At 47.4% G+C, this 19034-nt stretch carries 18 protein-coding genes and 2 pseudogenes; 11 read left to right on the forward strand and 9 right to left on the reverse strand.

Features of this window, described 5'->3' with window-relative positions:
* Position 1: 1 nt before the first annotated feature.
* Positions 2–1759, reverse strand: a complete 1758-nt coding sequence (locus HER31_RS11605) for an aryl-sulfate sulfotransferase (protein ID WP_168660735.1) — start codon at positions 1757–1759, stop codon at positions 2–4.
* Between the two features lie 383 nt (positions 1760–2142).
* Positions 2143–2379, reverse strand: a complete 237-nt coding sequence (locus tag HER31_RS11610) for a hypothetical protein (RefSeq protein ID WP_168660736.1) — start codon at positions 2377–2379, stop codon at positions 2143–2145.
* A gap of 840 nt (positions 2380–3219) precedes the next feature.
* On the opposite strand from HER31_RS11610, the gene HER31_RS11615 reads away from it, so the two are divergent.
* The 11 genes and pseudogenes from HER31_RS11615 to HER31_RS11660 all read left to right on the forward strand — a co-directional run bounded on the left by HER31_RS11615 (position 3220) and on the right by HER31_RS11660 (position 12816).
* Entirely contained in the window at positions 3220–3822 is a 603-nt protein-coding gene (locus HER31_RS11615) for a thiol:disulfide interchange protein DsbA/DsbL (RefSeq protein WP_168660737.1), read from the forward strand.
* A 10-nt stretch (positions 3823–3832) separates the two neighbouring features.
* A complete protein-coding gene (locus HER31_RS11620) occupies positions 3833–4444 on the forward strand; it encodes a disulfide bond formation protein B (protein WP_168660738.1) in 612 nt (203 codons plus the stop codon).
* Positions 4445–4597: 153 nt separating this feature from the next.
* On the forward strand, positions 4598–5269 hold the full coding sequence (locus tag HER31_RS11625; RefSeq protein WP_168660739.1) for a hypothetical protein: 672 nt from the start codon (positions 4598–4600) through the stop codon (positions 5267–5269).
* A 371-nt stretch (positions 5270–5640) separates the two neighbouring features.
* Positions 5641–6246: a DUF4402 domain-containing protein gene (locus HER31_RS11630; protein ID WP_168660740.1), complete on the forward strand. Its 606-nt coding sequence runs from the start codon at positions 5641–5643 to the stop codon at positions 6244–6246.
* A gap of 82 nt (positions 6247–6328) precedes the next feature.
* The gene (locus tag HER31_RS11635) at positions 6329–6712 is read left to right on the forward strand and encodes a DUF4402 domain-containing protein (protein WP_168660741.1); all 384 of its coding nucleotides are present in this window, start codon (positions 6329–6331) and stop codon (positions 6710–6712) included.
* A gap of 20 nt (positions 6713–6732) precedes the next feature.
* Positions 6733–7533, forward strand: a complete 801-nt coding sequence (locus HER31_RS11640; protein ID WP_168660742.1) for a fimbrial biogenesis chaperone — start codon at positions 6733–6735, stop codon at positions 7531–7533.
* A gap of 9 nt (positions 7534–7542) precedes the next feature.
* On the forward strand, positions 7543–10497 hold the full coding sequence (locus HER31_RS11645) for an MSCRAMM family protein (protein WP_168660743.1): 2955 nt from the start codon (positions 7543–7545) through the stop codon (positions 10495–10497).
* Positions 10498–10511: 14 nt separating this feature from the next.
* Complete coding sequence (locus HER31_RS11650; RefSeq protein ID WP_168660744.1) at positions 10512–11261, forward strand: SPOR domain-containing protein; 750 nt, start codon at positions 10512–10514, stop codon at positions 11259–11261.
* A 78-nt stretch (positions 11262–11339) separates the two neighbouring features.
* Positions 11340–11423 (forward strand): annotated as a pseudogene (locus HER31_RS18995) (hypothetical protein); the annotation flags it as partial.
* A 279-nt stretch (positions 11424–11702) separates the two neighbouring features.
* Positions 11703–11855, forward strand: a pseudogene (locus HER31_RS19000) (LbetaH domain-containing protein); the annotation flags it as partial.
* A 124-nt stretch (positions 11856–11979) separates the two neighbouring features.
* Positions 11980–12816, forward strand: coding sequence for an SDR family NAD(P)-dependent oxidoreductase (locus HER31_RS11660; RefSeq protein WP_168660745.1), 837 nt, complete (start codon positions 11980–11982; stop codon positions 12814–12816).
* Positions 12817–12958: 142 nt separating this feature from the next.
* Here the strand turns inward: HER31_RS11660 and HER31_RS11665 are convergent, their stop codons facing one another.
* The 7 genes from HER31_RS11665 to HER31_RS11695 all read right to left on the reverse strand — a co-directional run bounded on the left by HER31_RS11665 (position 12959) and on the right by HER31_RS11695 (position 18968).
* The gene (locus tag HER31_RS11665; RefSeq protein ID WP_168660746.1) at positions 12959–13273 is read right to left on the reverse strand and encodes a hypothetical protein; all 315 of its coding nucleotides are present in this window, start codon (positions 13271–13273) and stop codon (positions 12959–12961) included.
* 495 nt (positions 13274–13768) lie between these two features.
* The gene (locus tag HER31_RS11670) at positions 13769–14683 is read right to left on the reverse strand and encodes a sulfite exporter TauE/SafE family protein (protein ID WP_168660747.1); all 915 of its coding nucleotides are present in this window, start codon (positions 14681–14683) and stop codon (positions 13769–13771) included.
* 30 nt (positions 14684–14713) lie between these two features.
* On the reverse strand, positions 14714–15481 hold the full coding sequence (locus tag HER31_RS11675) for an SDR family NAD(P)-dependent oxidoreductase (RefSeq protein WP_168660748.1): 768 nt from the start codon (positions 15479–15481) through the stop codon (positions 14714–14716).
* Between the two features lie 60 nt (positions 15482–15541).
* Positions 15542–16411 (reverse strand): NAD(P)-dependent oxidoreductase, encoded by an 870-nt coding sequence (locus HER31_RS11680; RefSeq protein WP_168660749.1) that lies wholly within the window; start codon positions 16409–16411, stop codon positions 15542–15544.
* Positions 16411–17286 (reverse strand): SMP-30/gluconolactonase/LRE family protein, encoded by an 876-nt coding sequence (locus HER31_RS11685; RefSeq protein WP_168660750.1) that lies wholly within the window; start codon positions 17284–17286, stop codon positions 16411–16413. The genes HER31_RS11680 and HER31_RS11685 overlap by 1 nt, the downstream gene beginning before the upstream one ends.
* Positions 17279–18175 carry an aldose 1-epimerase gene (locus tag HER31_RS11690; RefSeq protein WP_168660751.1) on the reverse strand — a complete coding sequence of 299 codons (897 nt, stop codon included), beginning with the start codon at positions 18173–18175 and terminating at the stop codon, positions 17279–17281. The genes HER31_RS11685 and HER31_RS11690 overlap by 8 nt, the downstream gene beginning before the upstream one ends.
* 1 nt (position 18176) lies before the next feature.
* Positions 18177–18968 (reverse strand): HpcH/HpaI aldolase family protein, encoded by a 792-nt coding sequence (locus tag HER31_RS11695; RefSeq protein WP_168660752.1) that lies wholly within the window; start codon positions 18966–18968, stop codon positions 18177–18179.
* Between the last annotated feature and the right edge of the window lie 66 nt (positions 18969–19034).

The following is a 19034-nucleotide window of genomic DNA, read 5'->3' on the forward strand; positions in this document are numbered from 1 at the left end:
CCTACAGCAGTTCAGGATTGATGATGGTGGCGCGGTAAGGAGCATTACCTGGCAATGGCGAGATAACTTCCAGCTCTAAGCCCACTTCATCGCTGTTGTATTTAACTTCGTTAATTACGCCACGAGTCAATTGAGTGCGATCTTGTAGGTAGGTGTTCGCGCTGTAGATAAACATGCTGTTGGTATCTTGCTGGTAACTTACGTTAGAGGTGATTGCTGAGTACCAATCGTAACCGCGATCTTTACCGTATTCCCAAACTTGCTCAACGGTCATGTCTTTCTCGTTCACCTTGTATTCGACGGCACGAGAGTACTTCATGGTTGGCATTGCTGGCTGTTCGTAGTGACGGCCATCGCCGTTATCAAATACGGTTAAGCCCTTTGTTTCACCGCCGTTGTATACCTTGCCGGTCAGCCAAGCTGTGTGCTGGGTGTAGGTAAAGTCGAAGTCACCTTCACACAACCCTTTCTCAGAACAGCTAATCTCTTTGCCTTTACTGTTTACTGGGGTCAGTACTTTACTTGCTAAATCACCTTTCCAACCGGCAGACGGAGACAGGATCCATTTCACTACTTTGTTACGGCCAATCTTCACTACACCTTGGTGACGAAGGGACAAGATGATGGAATCGTCAGAGTTATCATGTTCAACCGAGTTAACGTGCGCCCAATTACGACCAGCACCGACACCAGGAATGTCAGTAAATGGAGCGTCGGATTCAATCTCAATGGTTTCACCGGTGTGCTCGTTATCAACGTTCAGACAAACTGCGCCCGCATCCAGTGCAATCAACAGGTCATCGCGCATATTGTCAAGGATCTCGTTCAAATCCCACACATCAACTAGCTTACCGTCTTCATCCATCTCTAAGATGTGGTCACGTACGGTGTGGACGCGCTTGCCGTCAGCACGCAGATAATCCGCTTTAGCAGCCCGCAGCAGGTAGTGGCCGTTATCCATTTCCATTACATCGTGTGAGAAATCAAGGTAACCACGAGGTAAATCCCAGTCCCAAACCATCTTGCCGAACATATCCATCCGGAACAGCTGTTGGCCTTTCCCCCACAACAGGTCGCCGTTTGGCAGCTGATGGAAGCCCATCATGATGCCGCGCTTAGTGATATCACGGTAATCTTCGAAATGAGAGGTGTCTAATGTCCAGCGAACTTCACCAGTCGTATCGGTCACAAAGATGTTGTTCTTACCAGACCAGTTTTGCGAACCCATGTTGCCTTTCCAAGCCAGTGCAGCGTCATCTGGGGTCTCAAAGATGTGGTTTACCATGTACAAGCGATCTTTGTACTTACTGTCTACTTTAACTGGCTTGATGACTGGGGCATTGGTTTTCATGCCATCTTTTGGAGTAGAACTAACACGAGGAGCAGTGTAGATCTTGTAGTCTTCGGTAATTTGCTTGCCTTCTTTAACGTAGCTTACGGTCACGGTGTTGTTGTAATCGGCATACAAACCAAATACAGGAATACCGTTGTGAGTCAGAATCTTATCTTTTTCTACGTTGTAGGTAATATCGATACCGTCTTTGCCTTTACCTTGAACGGTAACCTTAGCCCCTTCGATTTTGTAGCCGCCCAAATCGATAATTGCGGTTTGTGGAGCCAGTCCATAGGCATCAACGAAGACTGTACCTAATTGGCCTTGCGCCTTTGGTTTTTGTGATGGGTCAAAGGCTTTTGCTGCATAAGCCGTAGTGGAAATCATAGTGGCAAGAACTGCGACACTTAAGATGCTCTTTTTCATAATATAACTCCGTGTTCAGAAACTAGATGACGGAGTTATATTCGGTGTTATTGAGTAAGGTTATCATGACTTTTTTCACCAAAGAGATGGAAACAAATCCGCAAACATTAAAAATAATTAAGTCAAAATCTAACATTAAAAAAATTTAAGGTGTAGAACACAAAATAAACACATTGCAGAGTAAAAAATTTCACATAGAAATCTGGTTTAAAACTTAATGACTATTGCTAGCCATAATTAATCTCATAATGGCTAATTAATGCAATAAGGTTATATTTTCCAACAAAAAGCGCCACATAATTATGTGGCGCTAAATATTTACAATAAAAAATTTGGGTGATTACCGCTGCTATTTCTACTTATCGCGTTAATCATCACTATATTTAATAAGATAGAAGCTTCATCTCTTCGATATAATCGGTATCGGCCACAATCCTTGGGGCTAAGGAATGGCAGTACTCCTCAACGTTACTGATACTAATCTCATCAGTAATGTTCCAGTTGAGGGTTTGAAGAATGTCTGCTTCAAACTTCATCATGTCTAAGCTGTCTTCACAGCCAAACATATTGATGTTCTTGTTATCATAATTGAGCGTAAATCCGCGCTCGTAGTTCTTCATGGTCTGAATACAACGCCTAATTTCGTCCTCAGTAGCATCGACATAGCCCCGCTCAATCATGCACCGAATTGACGCCAAATTTATCGATTTTAACTTCTTATAAATCAGCGAGGTATCATGAATATATTGATGCGAGGCGCAATCCATCAAGCCATGAATTGATACAAAATACTGGATGTCATTATCGACTCTAGAGTATTGATTCTTTAACGTAGTCAAATAGATCTGAGCTAGCAACTTTTCCTTTGGATTCAATGCACTAGTAAAGCAATCCTTCTGCCCATTGATGCCCCATCGAATCAGGTTACGGTTGAATAACAGTACGTAAAAATCATTCACCGATGAGAAGTTTTTATAAACTGTTCCTTTTGCTAAGCCGGTACCCTTTACTACCGAATTCAAGGTACAGGAAAACAACTTCCCTGAATCATATAACTCATCTAAGCATGTAAATATTGATAAAAGGCTGTCCCTGTCCAAAGTAATTCTCTCTTCTACTTACAATATAAGCACTTTAACGATATGGGCCTTTTCTTTGTGCGTTACAGTGCAAGGAAAATAACATTCAAGCCAATGGAATAAGCAATACACCAACCCGATCACAGCAATGGTAAATTTGTGACACCAAACAACATTAACCAACCAGAATGTGAAACCACTTACTCTCACCTGGGAGCCACTAAAATTATAGATGGAAAAAATTCCATCACTGGTGTGAGTACCTTTACAAAATCGGTTCTGCTAAATAATTTCTATTTTTAGTGTGATTCAACTCATAATAAACTACGGTTGACGCCGCTAAATTATATAGCAAGTGAAATAACCAACAATGGATTTACCATGAAAAAAATAATTGCTGCTATCTCTTTAGCCATCTCTTTCGGTGCTACCGCTTATGATCAAGGAAAACATTATATCGACCTAAAAGATAAAGGTTTTAATGCACCGAACCAAGTAGTTAAAGTTTATTCTACTAACTGCCCATTCTGTTACAAATATGAAAAATCTGTTATTCCTAACTACGAAAAAAACCTGCCTGATGGTATTAACTACGATGCGTACCACATTACCACTAAACCACCATTTGGTTTAGAAAAAGCTACTGCAGTTGCCGTTGGTAAAGTACTGGGTGAGAAACAATACAAAACCGTAAAAATGGCTTACTACAAACAGCTCCACGATTTAAAGAAGAAGTTCACTTCAAGTGAAGAAGCCACTCAGTTCGGCATCGACAAATTAGGCATCTCACAAGCAGAGTTCGATAAGCATGCCGCTTCCCCTGAAGTCGCTAAACTGCTGCTGAAGTGGGACCAAGGATTAGAGGTTGCCAAAGTTAAGGGCATTCCGGCCATCGTGGTGAACGGTAAATACCTGATCAACACCCAAAGCGTCACCAGTATGAAGATGCTAGATGAATTGACCGCTGAGCTGCTGGCTAAGTAAGGAGAGCACTATGACTGCAATTACCGCTGGCTTCGGAGACTTAAGAGCAGCTCCGGGCCAAACCCTAACGGCATGGCAGAATCAGCGCTGGCTGTGGCTGTTAATGAGTGGCGCGGCACTATTTCTCATTTTATCTGCCATGGGTTATTTCCAATGGTTCCTTGAGATGGACCCGTGCGAGATCTGTGTATACATCCGCTTTAGTCAGTGTTGTATCCTTTTTGCAGGCCTCATTATCGCAATTAAACCCTGCAATAACGTTCTCAAGATTGCTGGTATGGCATTAGCTTGGTACGGCGTTCTGCAAGGCATGGCATGGTCAATTGAATTAAACGCGTTGCACGACTCCTCCCACGCACTAGATGACGTAATGGCAGCGGGCGGCGATCTGTTTGCAGCCGGTGGTGGCGGTGGTGCTTGTTCCACCGAACCGCACTTCCCACTGGGCCTACCACTGCACGAATGGCTGCCATATGAGTTCCAGCCATCGGGGATCTGTGGTGAAGATGATTGGTCACTGTTAGGCCTGAATATGGCGCAATACTGCATCATCGCTTACAGCTTCTTTATCATCGGTTTAGGCGCAGCGACCTTCGGTTGGCTACGCGGCTTCAAAAAGTAGTGCAAGCCATAACAATTCCTGCTCGCTCAAGCACAGCCAGTGGCTGTGCTTTTTAGGTTACTACTCGACCAAACACAGTAACAGTAGTAGTAGTACAAGTAAGCGGAAAATTAAGCTAGCTTTAGCAGACCGCCAGCCATACCTAGGAAGCTTATGAAGGGCGCTGAAATTATCCCTGCCCCTTGGAATCTAAGCGGCACCGGCATTATCTTGTTGTATCACTTTAAGGCCGATTGGCTGCGGCAACATCGCCTCGTTCCCACGTCGATGCGCGACCACTGCTGTGGTGGTTTAGGGGCGCTGATGTTGGTTAACTACCTCAACAGCGACTGTGGCGTAAAGCCTTATCAGGAGATGTTGTTTATCCCAGGTAAATTTCATTGGCCGGCACAACCGGCCTCGATTAAGCGCCACAGCATCACCGATATTGTGGTTTCAACCGAGCAAAGCGCAATCAGTGGTAATGCCAACTGGGCTATCCCTAAACGCTTAGCACAGTTTGCTTGGCAGCAGCACGAGCGCAACAGCCATATCTGCGTAACCGAACAGCAGCAACCATTAGTTGATATCAGTCTGAGCCACTACCCAATCCCTTTGCCGATGCACACCGCCTTGTTGCCAATGCCGTTAGCTCAGCCTCATGCTAGTCAATTATGGCTAACTGATTACGTCGGCCGTGGCTTTGCCTACCCAGCTAAGGTCAATCACTTTCACGCCCATTCAACTCAACTCGCGCCACTGAACAACCTCAACTGCATCGCTGCACTTTATGTTTCACCATTTAGGCTTGAATTCCCAACGGTCAAAAAAGTAGCTATACAATAAGAACTATCGCTACTTTAACTACTGCTGAAATATAAAAATGGAGATTGAATCATACTCATGAATAACCAAAACCAAACAACCACTAGCGACTGAATATATTAAACTTTCATTAGCGGTAACTATATTCATTGGCGAAATGTCGACAGACAACAAATATACTTTAACGATTTTACGTGACACCAATCACATATTAAAGTTAGGAAAAACCATACATAACAGCTAATAATTGACCAGTTCCAAACTAAACACGAAAAAATATCAACCGGTTAGTTATCAATGAAAAAACATCAACTAATGTTTAATATTTAAACATTAGTTCATTCAATTATTAACTTCTAACTCGTTATGTACTAAACGATAAGGACATTACTATGAACACATCTGCATTACGTTGTAGTTTGATTGCACTTGCAATAGTTGCAACGCCTTCGATCGCGCAAGACGTTACTGGTAACGCAACCGTCACTGTGAAAAACTCATTCACCTTTACTGAAGATGCGCCATTAAACTTTGGTGAAATCAGCGCGACTGCTGGTGCCACTGCCACTACTGATATCGCAACGTTAACCATTAGTTCCGATGGTACTGTGAATGCTGCTGATAATAGTGCTGCAACCGCAGCACAGATCCGAGTGTTAACCGCTGGTAGCGCAGGTACCTACTCCATCTCAGGTGTTGCCCCCTACTCTAGCCTTACCCTCGACCTAACTACCCTAAACAGCAATTCTGTTGAACTTACAGCAGTATCTGGTGCGCCAGGGGCAGCAACATTCACGGTAGATAACTTTGAAGCGACCGTTACTGTGGGTAACAATGTCGGCGACAGTGCTGATAATTCCACACCAATAGTTGCCGACGCGAGCGGCAGCGCAGGCTTCGCCCTCGGTGCAGTACTAACCACAGATGCTGCCGGCACTTCGCCTACCTATTACGATGAAGAATACACAGGTACCTTTACTTTAACTGTTGATTACTAATCCCAGTTCGATGTTAACGCCTAGAAAAACGGCCGCTGCTTTGGTTGGCCTGTTTTATTGTAAAGCCAGCCTTGCTGGCTTTTTGACTATCCAACACCTTAATTTTGGTGAGGTTGTTAACAGTGATGTTAGTCAAGTTAGTACTGTTACGGTTCACCCTGACGGCCATACTAGCTCAACCAAGGCCCTATGGCGGATAACGCCAGGACAGCTTGGGCTTTACCAGCTCATTGGTTTGCCGCCCTACACAGTAATGTCCATTAGCAGTACTATTACTGTACCGGACTCCACAGGCCCCAATAATAACTCATTCAAGTTGACTGAAATTGTTACCCCAACAACTCTCACCGCCGATATTTATGGTGAAGCACAACTTGAAGTGAGTGGTACCTTGGAAACCGTAAAAGGTAAACCGGCATTTGACGGTATTCACTCGACCTATTTCCACATAACAGTCAGCTACTAAATAAAAGAATTAACCTTACCGTGAAAAAATTTATCTCTTTGGCGCTTTTTTGTTGCGCTTTTACTACCGTTTCTGTGCACGCCAACTTATTAATTAGTCCAACCAACGTTGTGATTGAAGATCGCCAACGCAGTAGCAATATCACGGTTATTAATAACGGTAAAACAACCCGAACTTATCGGCTCTCATGGCAACATAAACGCGCCAAACCGTCTGGCGGCTACGTCAATGTCACCGATACGCCACCGCTGCAGCTCGCTGCTGATCAGTTTATAAAAATCAGCCCTCGCCAGGTAACCTTAGCAGCAGGTGAACGCCAAACGATTCGCCTTTCCGCTCGCCGTCCCAAAGGGCTACTTGATGGAGAGTACCGCAGCCACCTGTTGTTTTCGGCACTGCCAGAAAATAAATCTGCAGCGGAGAATGGCGCCGGCGGCTCGATCAGTATTGATGTATTGATGAACTACTCAATGCCAGTAATTGTTCGCCAAGGGCAAGATAAAGTAGCCGTCAATATTGCTGGCATCGAACATCGTCGCGCAGCAGATAGCAGTTCGATTGCAGTTCACTTTGAGCGTACAGGCAAACACTCTGTAGTAGGCAACGCCATTATCTATTGGCAGGCCTCAGCTACTGCCCCAACCCAAGAAGTAGCACGGATCAACGCTTATCGCCTGTACCCAGAGCTCGACCATGCTCAGCTGAATATCCCCGCCCACAGCGATATCCCTAACAGCGGTTTATTGTCAGCAAAATACCTTGGATTAGGTAAGGACAAAGGCAAATTACTTAGTGCGTCTGAAGCCATTGCCATTCACTAAGCACGACCAATGAACCGATCTTCATCAGCTATTATTTTAGGCTGTAGCTTACTTGCTCTGCTACTGCCAAGTGGTAGTTGGGCGAGTAACGACAACGCAGCCCTTAAAAATTCACGGTTAATCTCAGCGCTAAAGCGGATCCAACAAAGTTATGAGAACCCATCGAATAAAGCCACCGATATGGGGGCTCAGGCCAGTGGTATTCCGGCAGGGGAAGAGTTGTTGTTAGATGTTACCGTAGCGCAGCAGCTGCACAGCGATATTTGGGGGATAAAAAGTAATTCAGGTGCGATGCTCAGCTTGCAAGATTTCTTCGATCTATTGCAGATCCCCATCGAGATTGATCTTAGCTCCGAGCTGGTTGAGGGGTGGTACTTCAATCCCAACAATCGCTTTAAACTGACTAGTAATCTGACGACTGGACAACGCCAAGTTAGCATCAATGGCGTCGAGCTTCCGGTCAATGACGACACTTTTTTATTACTGGACGACGAACTATTGGTCGATGCCAACCAGCTCGCCAATTGGTTTGGGTTGGACTTAGCCATCAACTATCGCCAAATGAGTCTTACTATTGAGTCGTCACAGACACTACCGTTTGAGCAGCAATTGGCGCGACGAGAACGGAGTCTGAGTAGCAAACCAAACGATACACCAAGCTTTACCGAAGCGGATAACAGCTACCAATTGCTGTCTGCTCCAGTGCTCGACTTGCAGCTACAAGGCAATTTCAGTGAAAACTATAATAACGGCTACTTCTCCGCCTTAGGTAGCCATGATCTGGCCTTTATGAATAGCCAGTATTACTTCTCTGGCAGCAGCGAATCTGGTCTCGATAATGCCCGTTTTACCCTAAGTAACCAATCCAACCACAATGATCTGTTAGGCCCACTGCAGGTAAGCCAATACAGTATTGGCGATGTTAGCCCGGTCAGCCACGGCATTAACAGCAGCAGCGGCTTAAGTCGCGGAGCACGGATCAGCAACCGCAATAACAATCAACTCACCAATACTCGCAAAATAACCCTTGATGGCGATATACAACCTGGCTGGGATATCGAGCTTTATCACAATGAGCTGTTAATAGATCAGCAGTTCAGTAATCAAAACGGACGCTATGAATTTAATGACGTTTCACTCCGCATTGGTGATAACCGTTTTGAGCTGGTTTTTTACGGCCCATATGGTGAAATTGAACGGAAAAGCAAACAGGTACTGGTAGATATCGACAGCACCACCGAACAGCAATGGGTTTACGATTTTTCAGCCGTCGAACTGAATAGTGGTCTGTTTGATCAATTTGACAATAAAAACAGCAGTGAACAAGGGCTGCAACTGAGCAGTCAGCTGCAGCGTGGCCTGAACCAACGCTGGTCGGTCGAACTAGGAGCAAGTTACCTAGACAACAGTGTCGGTGCCGACCAACAAAGCCTCTCACTTGGCAGTAACTATGCTTTGTGGGACAACTGGCTGTTGGATGGACTGTACCAATGGGATGACCAGAACGACAATGGCTATCACTTTGGGATTCGAGGCCAGCGCCAACAACACAGCTTCAGTGCTTACATCGAGCAATATCATCGAGACAATAAACAGTGGGGTACAGAGGTCAGTGGTCAACCCGCCTTCGGTGACAGCATCAATCTGAACTACTTACTGAGTTGGACCGACTATCAGACCTCCAGCAGTCATCAACAGCTGCGTCAGAGCCTAAACTGGCGCATAGCCAACATTGGTTATGAACATTCGTTGCTCTGGGGCAAAAACGATTACAGCGAAGATTCATTAAAGGGAAGTTTCCGCAGTCAGTTCAATCGGTTCGGTGTATTTAGTCAACTAACGCTGGATTACAGTGCACTACCACAATGGCAACTGGATAAAGTAAAGGTCGATTTATCATGGCCTATCATCCCCTACCTTAGTGGCGATGTGGAAGCGTTCTATAAGCCACAGTATGACCAATATCAGGTACAAACAGCCTTCACTTGGCAACAGAACTCATGGTATCTCAACAGTTACTTCAGGTGGGACTCGGTACAAGAGTGGAGTCTTGGCTTATTAGCGCGGATCAGCGTCGGTTACGACAATAAAACGGACAGCGTATTGCTCACCAAACAATCGCTGGCAAACTCTGGCACCGTGTTGGTTCGCGTATTCGAAGACAGTAACCTCAACGGCAAATACGACGAGGATGAACTGCTGGTTAAAAATGCCAAGGTGAAAGCTCCTCAAAGCCGTCGGCAGGGTTACACCAACGACTCTGGCATAGCGACACTCACCTCAATGCCGCTGCTTCGCGCCACAGATGTTGTACTTGATCGTGACAGTCTAGAGGATGGATTTCTGATCCCAACTCAACCGGGCGTGGCCGTTGCACCTAAGCGTGGCCAGATGGTCGTTCTAGAAATTCCTCTGGTCGAAGCCGCTGAGATTGATGGCACAATCTATCTGCAAAAAGATCCCGATAAAGGTGATGAGCCAGCCGCATACGCGGGTCTAATGCTAAAAGATAAACAGGGCCAAACGGTAGCCACCACGCAAGCGGAATACGATGGCTATTATCTGTTTACCGACATCATTCCTGGAGATTATCAGGTAGTCGTTGATCCGGAATACGCCCAGCGCCAAAAACTGCGCACGGTAGAACCAGCGACTGCAGCACTACACCAACCGGGTACGGTGTTAGCAGGGCTAGATATGACCCTAGAGCGCAAACAAACCTTAACAGGATATGCTGCTGCCATCGGCACCTTTAAATCATTAGCATTAATGCAGAGCTACTGGCATCTATTGCAACCTAGGTTAGTCGGTTTCGAACTCAACGGTTTTTATTCCATTGACGCCAGCGGTTACCAATTAAATGCGGCGTTATATCAACAAGAAAACGAAGCCGACTTGGTCTGTCGAAAACTCCAACAAACTGGTATAAGCTGTAATGTCAGTCTGTATCAGCGCGATTTTTAGGTAGTGTGTAGTATATGAATCGTCCAACTCAGTGTTTTTCTGTGAGCATGAAGCGAGCGCTAATACCTGTGGTGCTGTTAATTTCTGGTTGTGCAACCAATGTCGACCAAGATCCTCGGCTAGAGCAACTAAACTCGCAAGTGGTTCAGTTGCAGCAGCAGATGTCTGACTATAAGAAAATGGAACCCAAGCTTAAACACCTAGTTGAGCTCGAAGGCGATCTAAAGATTGTGGTTGATGAGTTAGCACAAATGACTTCTGAGCTACCAAATATCCCCCCCCCTGCGCATACTACCCCAAATATCTCTGAGCCCGCGGCTCCTCAGGTTGCTGCTGCCACACCTCCAACTCCGCTCGAAAATACAGAATCGGCAGTTATCAACGCTACGCCAGCCGATAAACTCAAGCCTAAAATAGCGACTGCGGTAGCCCCATCAATGGCACAAGAAGCCACGCCTAAAACAGAGGCTGTTACTAGCCCCAACAACCCGGTGACCATTGCAACAGCTAACGCTGTTATCGATATTCAGCTCGTTTCCTTTAAGAACGAACGCCTTACGGTGGCGGCTTGGCAAAAGATCCGTCGCAAGCATGAACAGCTTTTGGGGAATCTCGATCCGTTCATCGAAAAAGCGACCTTAAAACAAGGTACCTTCTACCGACTTAAGGTGGGTCCGTTTGACAATAAAAACGCAGCAATAGCGACCTGCAACAAACTTAGAAAAGCCAATCAAGATTGCAACGTAACAACGGCGTTGCTGTAACCAAGCGGCCCCTATTCGATACCGCCCGAAAAAACAGTTTAGCCACCAACGATAAGTGATATGACCGAACTAGAAAAGATGCGCTCTGGCCTGCCTTACAACTTGTTCGATGCCGAACTCGACGCTATTCGCTTGCATGTATACCCAATTTTGCAACGCTTTAATCAAGGCGCCAGTGCCCACGATGGTATCGAACTGTTGCTAGAGATGGGGATGGATATCCATCCGACGGCGCTGATCCAACCACCATTACGTACCTGCTACGCACGTTTCATTAAAATTGGGGCCAAGTCATTCATTAATTGGGACTGTGTCATGCTAGATCATGGTGGCATTACCATTGGTGAACATGTTTTTATCGGCCCACAAGTTCAATTGGTCACAGTGAATCACGCCAGCAGCGCCAAAGAGCGCATCGCCGGAGGTGAGATAGCAAAACCGATCAACATCGCTGACAAAGTGTGGATTGGCAGCGGTGCCATTATCCTACCGGGAATATCTATTGCAGAGGGCGCTATTGTCGCCGCAGGTGCAGTCGTAACCAAAAACGTTGCTGCGTACACCACTGTTGGCGGCAACCCAGCTAAGGTTATCGCTACCACCACCGAGTAAGCCTCGCTGTAGATCACAAAATGTCACCACCAATAACGGTTGATGTCACTATTTTCATTGGGATCTGGCAGGATAATCGTAGCGATACGATTTTAGGAGCATTGCCATGAAACCACGCGCATTAGTAACCGGAGCCACCGATGGCATCGGTCGTGCTTTAGCCTTTGAACTCGCCCAACAGGGCTACAACGTCGATGTGCTTGGCCGCGATGCTAGTCGCGGTGAAGCGGTGCTCCAGCAGCTGCAGCAACTGCACCCAGAAGGCGAACATCAGTTACATCTAGTTGAACTGGCGACCATCAGTGCCAACAATGCATTTTTAGCTCGTTATACCCAGCAACATCAATCGTTACAGCTATTGGTCCTTAACGCCCTTCCCCACGGCAGCAAGACCAACATCAGTGACGATGGCATCGAATCTACCTTTGCGGTTGGCTGCGTCTCGCGCTACTTATTTAGCGAAGCACTAGAGCCGTTATTGCAGGCCAGTGACAACAGCCGCGTCATTCATATTGCAGACCCAAGCCATCTGGATAACATCAACTACAAACTGCTTGAAGACGGTCGTACCGGCGTTGGTAAGGCAACCTTCCAAGCGTTTGCTGGCTGCAGCTTATTGGCCTACCACGTCAATAAATTTGGCCATTGCAACACCCCGCATGAGATCTACCACCCCGGTGCAACCTCAACTGGGCAAACCAAGAATCAAGGTCTGTTCAATAAGCTATTCTCATTGATGATCAAGTGGCAAACCCCTGAACAAGCGGCACAGACGCTGCTACAACACATCAACGAGGTCAAAGCGGTTGATGCTGCCGGTAAGATCTATAAGCAAGGTGAACGCCAGAAAGCCAGTCCAAACCTGTTGATCGGCGAACCCGCCTACCGCGGTTTATTGGAGTGGCTGGAAGAGAAAACTCAGGTGACGTTTAGCACGAAGTAAGTGCCTATGCCGTCAGCTTAGGCCAGCGCTTAACCGCTCTAAATATTGGCACAGGGTTAATCGACATTGACCACTTAAAACAAAACCGCAGCTCTGAGAGCTGCGGTTTTTCGTTGCTTCGCTGCGGTGGTACTATTTTTGCCTAAACCTGTTTGGCGTACAGGTACTTATGCGGCGCAAAGTACACCATAATTGGGGTTAGCATCGCTTTTGCTCCGGTTAGGTTACAGCCGGTGTGAATCGTTAATTTATCGTCACGTTTCACCTTAACCTGCAGCTTATTGGACCGCATCCAATCCAACTTAAAAAAGATCTCATGCTCACCTGGGGATAGGTCAAAGCTTAAGGTCTCACCGTCGCGGACCTCGCCAATCTTATTTTTCTTGCCGTCGAACACTTTGTACTTACGGTTACGATCCACAAACATGCTATCGCGTTTTACCACTAACTGAGCCATTAGGATCTCCTAGACCATTAGCGACGAAGGCCGCTGATAATTCATTCAATAGTGATAGTAAAATTACTGCGAGCAGACAGCCATTACTTCACCTTAAAGGCGTTAACTAGATCGCACAATTCGTAGCGCTACGACGTGTGTAATGCAGCATCCTAACGCGTGAGTTTGAATTAACCTCAACGGTTGCTGAGTTTCACCACAAAGCCGCAGTAATTTTCATTTTGTACAAAAAAGCCGACTCGCATCTGGCGGATGCTAGCCGGCATTTTCGTTTTAAACCTTAGGAATCGCTGCTGACGACATCGACACTTAAGAGGAGCCAAAAATTTGGGAACAACTGACTCCGATGACTTCCCTCTAAAGGGGTGATTACTGCTAAGGCGTTAGCGCTAACTCGGCGCCCTAGCAATACCAATAAAAAGAAAGTCATCGCAGCCGACGGTTACCAAAAGGGCCGCAAGTGCGGCCCTTGGTAGATAACCTAAAGGCTATATATTATTTAGCTTCAGCAGCTTCGGCAGCAGCAATCGCCGCTTGACGAGCGTCTTCTTCTGCGCGGATAGCAGCAACTTTCTTACCGAAAATCAGTTGCAGAATCGCTACGCCACCGAAGGCAGGTACCAGACAGGTCCAAGCAGGAACGTCCAAGTAGCCTTTAATCAGCATTGCACCAGAACCAATCAACAGCATGAATACCATCTTGCGGAAGATCGGAGTAGGAATACGCTTGTGAACCCACTGACCTACTAGAGAACCAGCAATCATAGTAGGGATACACAGGATAACTAACTTAACAGTAGAGATGGTCAGAATACCTGCACCGGCCAAGCCGCCAATTACAGTCAAGTTGTTCGCAGTAAAGAAGGCGTTCAAAGTACCACGGAAAGCCGCAGGAGCTAGGTTACGCAACATACCGTAGATAACAACTGGTGGACCATTGGTAGAGAATGCTGCACCCAGTGCACCAGCGATCACACCCATAGGTGCTGCAATCCAACCCTTGTCGTATACCGGTAAACGAGGAATAAACAAGCTGTAGAAAGAGTAAACAATCAGGAAGGTACCTAAGAAAGCTTTCATCATTGCATCTGGCAAGTAAGACAGAGCGTAGATACCCACTGGCACACCCAGAACGGAGAAACCGATCAGGACTGCTGCAGACTTCCAGTCAGTGTCTTTACGGGACAACCAAGTGGCGTACAAGGCAGTAGCGGTACCTACCATTACCGACATAGGTGCTGCCATCTTAACTGGCAGCAACAGGGTAACTAGTGGCATGGTAGTTAAACCACCACCAAAACCAGCACAGATACCAACGAAGGTGTACATAAACATCAACGCAACAACCGTAAGGATGGTGCTGGTTTCTAACGCGACGCCGTCAGGCGTAAATAACTCGAAAAATTCCATAGGAAACTACTTCTATTTTAAAAAAGCGGATTAGTTCAGAGTAAGACCAGCATCTACGATGAAGTCTTGACCAGTACAACCACAAGACTCGTCAGAGCCCAAGAACAGTGCCAAACGTGCACAATGAGAACCGTCTAGGCGGAATTTCAAAGCTTGCAGTTCAACAAATTGGTTTACCGCAGCTGGATCCAATTTGGCCCACATTGCGTCTTGCTTAGGAGTGCGAATAGCACCTGGAACCAAGCTGTTTACGCGAATACCGCGCTCGCCTAGCTCTTGTGCCAGAGTACGGGTAAAGCCGTGGATAGCAGCTTTAGACATGGAGTAACAAACACGACCAGGACGGCCACGCATCCAGTTGATGGAACCCATGTTGATGATAGAGCCACTGCCTTTCTTCGCCATGCCATCGATTACCGACTGGATAGCAAATACTTGGTGACGCAGGTTAATTGCGATGCGGTTATCGAAGTACTCTTCAGAGATATCGTCGATGGTGTGGTGATCGTCAGAACCCGCGTTGTTGATCAGGATTTCAACGTCGCCCAGCTCAGCAGACACGGTCTCGAAACAGTTTTTCAGCAGTTCAGTGTTGGTCACGTCGCAGAACAAGAACATGCAGCCCAGTTCGTCAGCCAGTTTCTGGCCTGCGTCTTTGTCGAAGTCTAGGAATGCAACTTTAGCGCCTTGAGATACGTATGCACGTACCAGCTCTTCGCCGATACCGCTAGCGCCGCCAGAGATAACTGCTACTTTGCCTTCGATGGATTTGTATTGAACGTGGTCGGTGTAGTTCATGGTGTTACTCCTAGTGAATCTGCTCGGCGAAAAGTCGAATAACGCCGAGCTAAATTTGAATTAAATTTTTGCGTTGCTGTTAACCACTTTATAAGTGGCACAGAAATCTTCGCCGCCGATGCCCTGCTCTAGACCTTTGTCGTAAACAGCTTTAACAACATCAGCACCAGGTAGCTTCAGGCCAGACTCGGCCATCATGGCGTTCATGATGTTTACGTCTTTAGCCATGTTCTCCAGCGAGAATGCAGTGGTGTAATCTTCTTTGGCGATGGCAGGCAGCTTGCCAGACATGTAGAAGTTGGAAGCGCCGCCGTAAGAAGCAGCCAAACCGAAATCTTCTTTATCGATGCCGTAGTGAACGCCAGCAGTAACCATTTCATTTACCGCGTTCTGGATGCCGCCAACTAAGTTGTTGTGCAGAATTTTCATTACCAGACCACGGCCATTAGCGCCTAAGTGGATCTGGTTAGAGCCCATCATCGCAAGGATGTGCTCAATCTTGCCGTAAGCTTCTTTGTCGCCACCGACGTAGATACCCAGCTCTGCTGCAACAGCAGCAGGCACAGACTTAACTACCGGTGCGTCCAGCATCACTGCGCCAGTGGCAGCAACTTGAACAGACAGGTCTTCAGATACTGAAGGGTCGATAGTAGACATATCAATGGTGATCTGGCCGTCACGCAGATGTGGCAGCAGATCAGCGTATACCGCTTGAACATGCTCAGACTTAGGCACCATTGAGATGATTACGTCTGCTTTCTTAGCAATTTCAGCGCTAGACTCAACCGCAGTTGCGCCCGCTTCAACTAGCTTCGCTACCTGCGCTTGGTTGTAATCGAATACCAAAACGTCGCCGTCGTGCTTAGCAACGATATTTTTGGACATGGCTTCGCCCATCAGGCCCAGACCGATAAAACCGATAGTTGTCATTATTTGTTCTCTTTGAAGGTTGGTTTAACCATGCCGGCAACGTCTGTGCGCATGGTAAAGATTGAGCCAGAAAGTGGCTTCTCTGCCAGTTCGGCTTCATCCATGTTTTCGCGAGTGGTAGTGATGTACAGCGTCTTCATATCGTCGCCGCCAAAGCACACCATCGTTGGGCAACGTACTGGCAGTTGATACTCTTCCAATACTTCGCCAGTCGGGGAGATACGAGCGATGCGGTGGCCATCGAACAATGCAGTCCAGTAGCAACCTTCAACATCCATTGCGCCGCCATCTGGACGACCATTGCCTTGTGGGAAGCGTTTAAACACTTCACGCATACCCAGCTCACCATCGGCGTCAATTGGGGTGCGGTACATCACGTGATTTGGGGTATCAGTGTTGTACATCCACTGTTTGTCAGCGCTAAACGCTAAGCCATTAGCACCAAGGATGTCGCACTGCACTACTTTCGGAGTCAGGTCAGCATCGATACGCATCAGCATGGCACCATTGAAGCTGCGTGGGCCCCAGTAGGTACCAGCAAAGAAGCGACCGTCTTGATCAACTCCGCCGTCGTTAAAGCGAGCGACCAGTGGGTTGTTCGGGTTTTCACATACGCGAGATTCAATCTTGCCGTTGGCATCAGCTAAGAAGATGCCAGTACGCATAGCTAGGATGAAACCACCCTTATCACGCAAACCAAAGCAACCTACTTCTTCATCGAAGTTAAGCACTGAGTGCTCGCCGGTAGCAGGATCCAACGAGTGGATCTCTTGTTCAATGATGTCGGTCCACAACAGCTTTTGCTGCGCCGAGTCCCAAGTTGGGCACTCTGGCAGATGGCCGATGTAGTCAAACAGAACTTCAGGCTTATTCACAATCGGATACCTTAATGATCATAGTGACGGATACAGACTGACCTGGGCCAACCAGCTTCATCGCTTGGTCGTTACTACCACACGTCAGATCGTTAATAGCGTTATTTACGTTGGTAACGGGTTCAATCGCCACGAAGTTTTTCTCCGCAGGCGGCATGAAGAACACCGCATTTTTCGCATCAGGAGAGATAACCTCAGCCTTCACCTTGGCGTCAGGCCAGCGCACCTCGGAGTGGCCATCCCAACCGGCAAAGCAGTTGTCTACCGAACCGGCAACAGGGGCACGCAATTCGCTGTAGTCCCACTTAGCTGGTACATCTTCAACCGCACAAGGCAGGGTGTTGGCATCGTTGAGCAGTACCTTTTTAGCAGCAAAGCGCACTAACGCGTCTTTGGCGTTAGCAAAGTACGGATGGAAGCCTAGACCTACCGGCACATTGCGCTCGGCTAGATTGAAGTAGCTCAGAGTCACGTGCAGCTCATTATCTTTAAGCTCAAACACCTGAGTAGCTTGGTATGGCCAAGGCCAGCTGTGATAGGCATCGCCTTCTGCTTGGTGGAGACACTTGAGGACTACACCGTTACTGGCCTCTTCGCTGATGATCCACGGTTGATGCCATGCATTACCGTGGATGGTGTGCGGGTGCTCACCAAAGTTTTTTAACAGCTCAAATTGCTCGCCTTCAAACTCAAAGATGCCGTTAGCGATGCGGTTCGAGAACGGGATCAGCGGGAAGCTGCCAGATTGGTTAACAATCACATTCTCAAGCGCAGGCAATGGACGCAAAATGTCTACGTCGCGGTATTGCAACGCTGCAATAGCGCCGCCCAGTTCAGGGGCAACTTTTAGGGTTAGGTCCCCGAGAGTTTTAGTGACGAGCTTAAGCATGTTAGTAAACCTCGCCGCCGGATACGGTTAGCTCTTCGCCACGGATAGCAGCCAGCTGCTCTTTAGCACGAGCCAGCAAGTAGCTCATGTCAGAGCCCAGTGCTACGAACGAGAAGCCCATCTCTTGGTATTTGTTAGCCAGCTCAGGGTTGCCGCCAACAATGCCGCAAGGCAGGTTCATCGCCTTGGCTTTCGCCAGACCTTCGGCAATCTTGGCCTGAACTTCTGGGTGGCTTGGGTTACCGATGTGACCCATAGCCGCAGACATGTCGCCGGGGCCGATAAAGAAACCAGTTACGCCTTCTACTGCGCCAATGGCTTCCATGTTGTCAATTGCTTCAGGGGTTTCCATTTGCAGGATGAAGGCAATCTCTTCGTTCGCTTCACGAACAAAATCGGCTTTTGAACCGTACATAGACGCACGGTGTACAGCTGCGAAACCACGCTTGCCTAGTGGCGGGTAGTAAGCGGCTTCTACCGCAGCACGAGCTTCTTCTGCGGTGTTGATAAAAGGAACCATCAACGAGTTAGCGCCGCCGTCTAAGGCACGCTTGATCAGTACTACGTCATTCCAAGCCAAGCGGTACAGTGGAGTAGTCGTGGTGCTGGCGTTGCGAATCGCACGATCGATGCGAACTGCGTCTAGTGAATCTACTGGTACGTGCTCTTGGTCCAATACCAAGAAGTCGAAACCGATGGTAGACATCGCTTCAGCAACGGTGTCAGAGCCAGTCATCATCCAGGTACCCAGTTGGGTGTTACCGTTTTCGATGGCGTGTTTAAATTGGTTCATTGTTGTGATCCTTGTGACGCAACGGAGGGGCCGCCGTAACGGCCCAACATTTCAATTAGTGACTAA

It is taken from the genome of Ferrimonas lipolytica (assembly GCF_012295575.1).
GTDB lineage: Bacteria > Pseudomonadota > Gammaproteobacteria > Enterobacterales > Shewanellaceae > Ferrimonas > Ferrimonas lipolytica.